The organism is Acinetobacter sp. YH12255 (assembly GCF_013417355.1).
Lineage (GTDB): Bacteria > Pseudomonadota > Gammaproteobacteria > Pseudomonadales > Moraxellaceae > Acinetobacter > Acinetobacter pseudolwoffii.
Genome location: NZ_VPEC01000117.1, coordinates 1 through 1,297, shown reverse-complemented (window position 1 = coordinate 1,297; position 1,297 = coordinate 1). Strand labels below are relative to the sequence as shown.

General features: G+C 43.2%; 2 protein-coding genes. Both read left to right on the top strand.

Going from position 1 to position 1,297, the window contains the following annotated elements:
• Positions 1-261: 261 nt before the first annotated feature.
• Positions 262-696, top strand: a complete 435-nt coding sequence (arsC, locus tag FTV30_RS16045) for an arsenate reductase (glutaredoxin) (RefSeq protein WP_005093706.1) — start codon at positions 262-264, stop codon at positions 694-696.
• A 286-nt stretch (positions 697-982) separates the two neighbouring features.
• A complete protein-coding gene (locus FTV30_RS16040) occupies positions 983-1,180 on the top strand; it encodes a hypothetical protein (protein WP_257223556.1) in 198 nt (65 codons plus the stop codon).
• The last annotated feature ends 117 nt before the right edge of the window (positions 1,181-1,297 follow it).

Genomic DNA, 1,297 nt, shown 5'->3' with positions numbered 1-1,297 from the left:
CGACTCATGAGTGCTCGGTTATATGCGGGCCAATTGGTTGTGCGGTAGATTTTGTGTGTAGGCTTCTTCATTTGAAAATTATATCGCTGAAAAAGCCTTTACAGATAGGTTTGTGCAACAAAGCCCTATTCATTTTGAAACTGCTTCAAATGATTTTGGACTTCTCATATCAGGTTACATCTGAAAAACACATATATTTTATATTGCGAATATGCGTATATTCATATACAAAGCTATGATTCATTGATAAGAGTAAAGCTCATGGATCAAATGCCAAAAGTCCAAATTTATCATAATCCAGCCTGTGGTACCTCACGCAATACGCTGGCTTTAATTCGCAATGCGGGAATTGAGCCTGAAGTGATCGAATATCTAGTTACGCCTCCTTCTCGTGATGAGCTGATTCAACTGATTTCTGATGCAGGTTTATCGGTAAGAGATGCGCTCCGTAAAAATGTCGATCCCTATACCGAGCTGAATCTAGATGATGCCGGCTGGAGCGATGAGAAACTGCTTGATGCCATGCTGCAACATCCGATCCTGATCAACCGCCCGTTGGTGGTTACCGAGCTTGGAACCCGATTATGCCGCCCATCGGAAGTGGTACTGGATATTCTGCCTTCGCCACAATTAAAAGCCTTTGCCAAAGAAGACGGTGAAATCATCGTGGATCAACAGGGCAATCGGGTAAAATAAAGTGTCCCCCCTACGAAAAAGCTTCAACTTGATTGGAGCTTTTTTATCTGAAAAACACATGGACGATGATCCATATCATTTACATACTGAATGAAATAGGTTCTTGAAGGATAAAGGAATTGGATCATCAGCAGGCAGTTTCCCCGTATCAGGTTTTGACAGAGAGTACCATTTTTCAAATCTTACACAGGCTACCGACTGGAAACTGTTGCGCAGGTCAATGGTTCAAAAATCTGCCGATGAGTGCATCGACCTGATCTCATCCCCCTAAAACCAGGAGCTTTAAATGGAAAGCATAATCGCGATTTTTGCCTGGCTGAATGATGTGCTGCTTAAAATGACCTGGCTCTCGGAAGGCGTGCGCTGGCTGGTCGAAAATGTCTTCGGTTTATCGGTGGTGACCCGGCTCGGTGGCAGTATTCACTTCTTTATTTATGATGTTTTTAAGATCTTTATTCTGCTCTCAGTCCTGATCTATCTGTAAGTGAAAGAGGACTCCACCCGACAGTCAGGGTGGAGGTGAATTTCACAGATTTTAACCTTGTTGGTTTTGAATGTATTTCTTAATAATATCTAAGGGCGCACCACCGCACGACCCTGC

Coding starts and splice junctions, on each gene's coding strand:
- arsC (WP_005093706.1), top strand. CDS start 262: ATGGATCAAATGCCAAAAGTCCAAATTTATCATAATCCAGCCTGTGGT.
- FTV30_RS16040 (WP_257223556.1), top strand. CDS start 983: ATGGAAAGCATAATCGCGATTTTTGCCTGGCTGAATGATGTGCTGCTT.